The sequence below is a fragment of the Marivita sp. genome (assembly GCF_020055635.1).
GTDB lineage: Bacteria > Pseudomonadota > Alphaproteobacteria > Rhodobacterales > Rhodobacteraceae > Marivita.
This window is the reverse complement of record NZ_JAIPUT010000109.1, coordinates 1-6,536: the sequence shown is the minus strand read 5'-3', so window position 1 is coordinate 6,536 and position 6,536 is coordinate 1. Positions and strand designations below refer to the sequence as shown.

Below are 6,536 nucleotides of genomic sequence, written 5' to 3'. Positions count from 1 at the left end.
GAGATCCTTGCGGAACTCCACCATCGGGCCATTCGAAGTCATGTCCGTCATGCACGCGCCCTCCCTTCGGCGACCGCGAGAATGGCGGTGATGATCGGCTCGTAACCGGTGCAGCGACATAGATTGCCCGAGATCGCCTCAATCACCTCGTCGCGGCTGGGGCGCGGGTTGCGGTCCAGCAAAGCGCGGGCCGAGACCAGCATGCCGGGTGTGCAATAGCCGCAATGGGCCGCGAAATGATCCATGAAAGCAACCTGTAGCAGGTCCAGCGTTGGTCCGTTCGCCAGCCCAGCCGCCGAGCGGATGTCGCGCCCCTCGACGGTTTCCGCCAGCACAAGGCAGGACAGTTGCGTCTGCCCATCAATCGTGACGGTGCAAGCGCCGCAGGTGCCCTGACCGCAGCCGAACTTCGGTGTGAGGTCCCCGACCTCGCGGCGCAGGAAATCCAGCAGGTTCTGGCCCGGTCCGGCAAAGGCGGAACGCGGGCTGCCGTTCAGGGTGAAATTGACCGGTGTCTTCGGCATTAGCCTCTCTCCATCTCGCTCAGAAGTCGCCTTAGGTGCACGCCCGCCACCTCCCGCCTGTACCATTCGGTCGCGATCTCGTCGGTCGGCGGGGCCAGCCCTTCGGTTGCAGCCGCCGCCGCGCGGTCAAATACGGTTGTATCCAGCATCTGCCCTTCCAGCGCACGTTCGGCGCCGGTCGCGCGCAAGGGCGTCGGACCCATCGCACCAAAGGCGACGCGTGCACCGCGGATACGTCCGCTTTCGCGTGGCAGGTGCACGGCGATGGACAGGACCGAGACGCCCTTGGGTTTAACCCGGCTGACCTTACGAAACCCGAAGGCCCGCGCATCACGGAGCCTCGGCACCTCGACAGCTGCGATCAGCCCAGCGCGGTCACGGTCGCGCAGAAGCTCTTCGATATCGCGGGCGCTGCCTTGGACAGCAGGCACTACGCGTGCGCCCAGCGCCAAAAGTGCCGTGGCAAAATCGCCGTAGGGGTGCGCGGCAAAAAGATTGCCTGCCACGGTCGCCATGTTGCGCACTTGCGGCCCACCAATCAGACGCGCAACGGGATGCAGAAACGCCAAATCGCGGTGGTTCAGAACGTCCGCCATCGTGACGCCCGCTCCCAAACGCACCGTGTCGCCCGAGCCCCTGATCTCTCGCAGCGCCGGATCGGTCACGCGCACGAGACGCTGTGTGCCGACACCTTCGTTCACCTCCCGCATAACCAGAGTGCCGCCACCCAAATAGGTAGCATCTCTGCTCATGGCACGCGCCGCATCGGCCAGTGTGGTATAGGTTTCGACCGCAGTCATGAATCCTCACGTCCAATATGTGCGCGGATCGCGTCGAACCCGCTTTGATAGATGTTTTCGCTCACCATGGTTTGCAGCTCCTTCTCGCGGCCCTTGGGCGTGTCGAAGCTGCATTCCCAATGCCAGAACGTGCGATCGCCGTCCGTCACCGGCGCGAGCCGCACATGGGCGACGTAATTCAACAGCGGCACTGGTGTTTCCAACAGGCAGTAGCTGAAGGCCATGTCCGCGTCCGACAGCGTCAGAAGCAGTTCACGCAACTCGGACCCGTCGACGAGGTGGAACCGGCGCACGCAGCCGACCTTGTCGGAGGGATATCCCCGGTCGACCAAACTGTCAGCCACCGCAGGATGCCATTCGTCGTGGCCGTTGAAGTCGCGCAGCACGTCCCAGACCGTCTCGACGGGCGCGTCCAGGATCGTGCTCTTTACCACCTTAACCATGCTCAGCTGCCCATTGACCGTTGCAGGGCAGCAAAGCCGGCCTGAAAGACATCCTCGCCGATCCCGTTCATGAGAACCTCCGCATCCGCATCTGAGCAGTCGAACTCGGCCGTCCATTCGGCAAAGGTGCGGTCGCCATCGGTGATCGGCGTGAGCCGAAGCGTGGCCACATACTCGGTCAGCGGCATCGGGCTTTCGAGAATCGCATAGGTGCAAAAGAAATCGTAATCGCTGAGCCCGAGCAGCTTTTCGCGGATCCGGTCGCCGTTTTGCAGATAAAAGTCGCGTACGCAGCCGACGCGGTCAGAGGGTTCGCCATTCTCGATGCGGCTGTCGCGGATGCGCGGGTGCCAGCGTGGCAAGGCATTGAAGTCACGTATGCGGCCCCAGACCTTGTCGGCAGGCGCGTCAATCACCGATGAGACATAGACCCGCGGCATCAGGATTTGCCCTTGTCGTCGGACGCTTCAGGAGCGTCGCCGTCACCTTTGCCCCCAGCCCCTTTGCGCAGCGAATCCGCGACACGTTGCATATCGGAGGCTTCGCGGATCAGCCCGCCCTGCTTTGCAATGCCGCCCCCCTCGATTCCGATATCTTCGAGCAGGCTGTCGATCAGGGGCGCCTGCACGCGGTAGCGCAGAGCAGAATTGATGACCTCGTCGGTAGGACTTCCTCCGCCGCCGCCCGTACCGCCAGTGACTCCGTTGAGTTGCATGATGCGGATGTCCTGGATCTTTTCCAGCGGCTTGACCGAGGCAGTGACGATCCCCTCCACATGCTCCAGCAGCTTGCGCCGGAAAAGCGAGGCGCGCGCCGGATCGGTCAGAACATTCTCTGCCTCGTTGATCAGGCGCTGTGCTTCCGCTTCCACTGCGGCGCGGATCTTGTCGGCCTCTGCGGTGAGTTTCGCCTCTTCCGCGGCTTTTTCGGCCATTGTCACATCGACAGACTTGCGCCGGTTGGCGACTTCAGTCTCGCGCACGGTCTTGACGCGTTCTTCGGCCTGGGCGGCGTTGGCGCGGGCGGCATCTGCCTCGGCCCGCGCCGCGCTTTCCTCAAGCGATTTCTGATAGAGCGCGATGGCCTTTTCCATCTGCGCGGTCTCGACGCTTTTCTCGCGGTTCACCTCCAACTGGCGACGCACGGTTTCGTGGTCGATGCGAATCTCGTCCAGCCCGCGTTCAGAGGCGACGCGTGCGCGCTCGATCTCTTCCTGGCTGGCAATCTCGGCTTCGCGCAGGGTCTGTACGCGGGCTATTTCCAGCTGCTCCAGCGACCGGCGGCGTTCGACTCGGGCCGCTTCGACTGCGCGTTCGCGTTCGACCTCCGCGGTTTCGATGGCACGCTGAGCGGCGATCTGGGCGGATTTGACCGTTGCCTCAGCCTCTGCACGCTGCTGCTTGGATTCGGCCAGTTCGACCACGCGCTGTTCCTCGGCATGCTCGACCGCCCGGCGGCGTTCGATGTCGATGACCTCGCGGGTTTTCTGGCTGGCGATGCGCTCCTGCTCCAGCGCCAGCTCCGAGGCGACGCGCGCCTTCTCGTTCGCTTCGCGGCGCGCGATCTCGGCATCCTCGAGCGTACGGTCCCGCTCGATTTCCTTGGCGCGGACCTCTTGGTCGGCGGCGATGCGTTCCGCATCCAGCGCGCGTTTTTGCGCAATGCGGGCCTGTTCGACCGCTTCATCGGCGGCAACGCGGGCCTCATCTACCGCCTGATTGCGGGCGATCTCTCGAGAAGACGTCGCCTCGTCCGCCTCGATCCGCGTGGCGGCAATCTGCTTTTCACGGGCGATACGCGCGGCCGCGACGGCTTCTTCGGCGGCAATCTCGGCGGCCTCCACCGCCTGCTTGCGCGCGATCTCCAATTCTCGGATGCGCTGATCTTCTCCTATGCGGGCCTCGCTGATCTGCGCGTCCTGGAGGATGCGCATACGCTCTACCGCCTCTTTCGCCCCGATTTCGGCCTCTTCGAGCGTTTTCTGTCGCGCGATCTCGCGCTGGCGGATGTCTTCTTCGCCCTTGATCCGGGTTTGAGCGAGCAGCAGATCCTGCGCCATGCGGCGCTTTTCATTGGCTTCGTTGGCGACAATTTCGGCGTCACGGATGGATTTCTGGCGGTCGATTTCCAGCGCCTGCGTATCGCGTTCCTTGGCGATGCGCGCCTCGCTGAGTGTTTTTTCCTGATCGATCCGGGCGCGTTCTGTCGCCTCGCGCGCGGCAATTTCAGCGGCATCGATGGTACGCTGACGCTCTATCTCGCGCGATTGGGTTTCCTGCTCGTTTTGAATGCGCGCTTCACGCACCGCACGTTCTTGCAGGATGCGCTTGGTCTCGGTCTCTTGCAAAGCGGCAATTTCTTCGGCCTCAATCTCTTTCTGCCGAGTGATCTCGCGCGCACGGACGTCCCGTTCGGACGCGATGCGCGCCTCGGCCACAGAGCGATCATTGGAAATACGCGCCTTGGCGATGGCTTCCTGTGCCGAGATCTGGGCGGATTCCGCCTCTGTCTCACGCTCGGCGCGTTCGCGGGACAGTTCGGCGCGCTGTTTGGCCCGGCGGGTTTCGACATCGCGTTCCTGCTCCAGCCGCGCCTCTTCGCTTTCGCGCTCGATTTCCAGCACCTGCTTTTCGGCGGCAAGGTTGCGGGTGCGGATCAGAATCATCGAATCCTGCTCGATATCGTTGCGCAGCTTGCGGCGGTCCTCGATATCCTTGATCAGCACGGTCAGACCTTCGGCGTCAAAGCGGTTCGAAGGGTTGAAGAATTCAAGCGCCGTCTGGTCGATATCGATGATCGCGACGGATTCGAGCTCGAGCCCGTTTTTCTCGAGATCGTCCTGCGCTAACTCCTTGATCCGGGCGACATAGGCACCCCGGTTCTCGTGCATTTCACCCATCACCATCTCGGCGGCCACGGCGCGCATTGCGCTTTCGAACTTGCCCGCCAGCAGTCCGTGCAGATTCTGCGCCTCAAGTGTACGGCGACCGAGGGTCGAGGCTGCCATGGCCACCGATTTGCGATCGGCGCGGACGCGGACGTAGAACTCTGCCTCCACATCGACGCGCATCCGGTCTTTGGTGATAAGCGCCGCTTCTCGGGTGCGCTCCACTGCCAGAGGCAGCGTATTCATGTTGACCGGTGTGATGTCGTGGATGATCGGCCAGACAAAGGCGCCGCCGTCAATCACCACTTTTTCGCCTAGAAAACCGGTGCGAACAAAGGCGATTTCCTTGGTCGAGCGCCGGTAGAGCCACTGCATCACCCAGTAAATGATCGCGATGACCACCACCACCACGATGAGCCACAGGATCAGCTGTCCGATTATTTCGCCAGTCATTGGCTATCCCTCCCCGATGCGTCTCAGCGACCCTTGATGGCCTTGAAAGCGCGTGTTTGTTCCGTCAGCGCCACTTCGGTCGGCAGGCGTTCCATCGAAGAAGCGCCATAGAACCCGTGACAGTTGGTTGTGTTCTTGAGCACATGTTCGGCATCCTCGGGCATCGCGACAGGACCGCCATGCACCAGGATGAGCGCATCCTTGTTGACGCTCAGCGCCGCCTCCGCCCAGGCATCGACCATCGCCGGGCAATCCTGCAACGTCAGCGCCGTTTCCGCTCCGATGGAGCCGCCGGTCGTCAGGCCCAGATGGCACACGATGATGTCGGCACCGGCCTTGGCCATTGCCTTGGCGCTGTCTTCGTCAAAGACATAGGGCGTGGTGAGCATATCCTTGGCGTGGGCCTTGGCGATCATGTCGACCTCAAGGTCATAGCCCATCCCCGTCTCTTCGAGGTTGGCGCGAAAGGTGCCGTCGATCAGGCCGACGGTCGGAAAATTCTGAACCCCGGCAAAGCCGATGGCTATGAGCTGATCCAGAAATTTGTCCATCAGCCGGAACGGGTCGGTGGCACAGACCCCTGCCAGAACCGGCGTGTGTTTGACCACCGGCAGCACCTCTGCGGCCATGTCAACCACAATAGCATTGGCGTCGCCGTAGGGCATCAGCCCGGCAAGGCTGCCGCGACCGGCCATGCGGTAGCGACCCGAGTTGTAGATCACGATCAGATCGATCCCGCCCGCTTCTTCGCATTTTGCCGACAGCCCCGTGCCAGCACCGCCGCCGACGATGGGCTCTCCGCGCGCAACCATGTCGCGGAATTTCGAGAGGATGGCGTCTCGTTCGATCATCGGCGGGCCTCTTTGCGTTGGGTTGGTCCTGCGCCGCCGTGCATCTCGCGGAAGGTGACGATGATGCGGGCGGCGAATTCCGGGTCGTTGATGTTCTGCGGCAGCCGGATCAGTTGGCGCGTAGAGGTCTGGCGCACCGTGTCCTCAAGTGCCGTGAACAGCGCGTGGCGTGCGGCATCGTCGTGAAAGGGCTGGCCGGGCGCATCCAGCATCGACACGCCGCCTTCGGGCAGGAAGAACCGCACTGGGGCCTCCATCTCGTTCAGCCGCGCGCCGATCCAGCGTCCCATTTCCGTGTTCTCTTCAGCAGTGGTGCGCATCAGCGTCACTTGCGGGTTATGTTCATAGAAAGTGCGGCCCTGATAGCGCTCGGGCACCGTTTTGGGCGCGCCGAAGTTCACCATGTCGAGCGCACCGACCGAGCCGATGTAGGGCATACGCCGTCGTATGATCGCGCCAAAACGATCTTCGGTCGCCGGGAACACGCCGCCGAACAGCATGTCGCAGACCTCGGTGGTGGTAAGGTCGATCACGCCCTTGATCTTGCCGCTGTCGATCAGCTTTTCCATCGACTGCCC

7 protein-coding genes are annotated in these 6,536 nt (G+C 62.8%); all 7 read right to left on the bottom strand.

Annotated features, from left to right (window positions below; genetic code table 11):
• Nucleotides 1–47: 47 nt before the first annotated feature.
• Nucleotides 48–524 carry a (2Fe-2S)-binding protein gene (locus tag LCF60_RS22885; RefSeq protein ID WP_292294850.1) on the bottom strand — a complete coding sequence of 159 codons (477 nt, stop codon included), beginning with the start codon at nt 522–524 and terminating at the stop codon, nt 48–50.
• Nucleotides 524–1,324, bottom strand: a complete 801-nt coding sequence (locus tag LCF60_RS22880; RefSeq protein WP_292294849.1) for an FAD binding domain-containing protein — start codon at nt 1,322–1,324, stop codon at nt 524–526. The genes LCF60_RS22885 and LCF60_RS22880 overlap by 1 nt, the downstream gene beginning before the upstream one ends.
• Nucleotides 1,321–1,767, bottom strand: a complete 447-nt coding sequence (locus tag LCF60_RS22875) for an SRPBCC family protein (RefSeq protein WP_292294848.1) — start codon at nt 1,765–1,767, stop codon at nt 1,321–1,323. Before LCF60_RS22875 ends, LCF60_RS22880 begins: the two co-directional genes overlap by 4 nt.
• A gap of 2 nt (nt 1,768–1,769) precedes the next feature.
• On the bottom strand, nt 1,770–2,207 hold the full coding sequence (locus LCF60_RS22870) for an SRPBCC family protein (RefSeq protein ID WP_292294847.1): 438 nt from the start codon (nt 2,205–2,207) through the stop codon (nt 1,770–1,772).
• Nucleotides 2,207–5,107 carry a flotillin family protein gene (locus LCF60_RS22865; protein WP_292294846.1) on the bottom strand — a complete coding sequence of 967 codons (2,901 nt, stop codon included), beginning with the start codon at nt 5,105–5,107 and terminating at the stop codon, nt 2,207–2,209. Before LCF60_RS22865 ends, LCF60_RS22870 begins: the two co-directional genes overlap by 1 nt.
• A 23-nt stretch (nt 5,108–5,130) precedes the next feature.
• Nucleotides 5,131–5,958 (bottom strand): phosphoenolpyruvate hydrolase family protein, encoded by an 828-nt coding sequence (locus tag LCF60_RS22860; protein WP_292294845.1) that lies wholly within the window; start codon nt 5,956–5,958, stop codon nt 5,131–5,133.
• A partial coding sequence (locus LCF60_RS22855) for a Tm-1-like ATP-binding domain-containing protein (RefSeq protein ID WP_292294844.1) occupies nt 5,955–6,536 on the bottom strand: 582 nt, incomplete at its 5' end. The genes LCF60_RS22860 and LCF60_RS22855, both read right to left, overlap by 4 nt.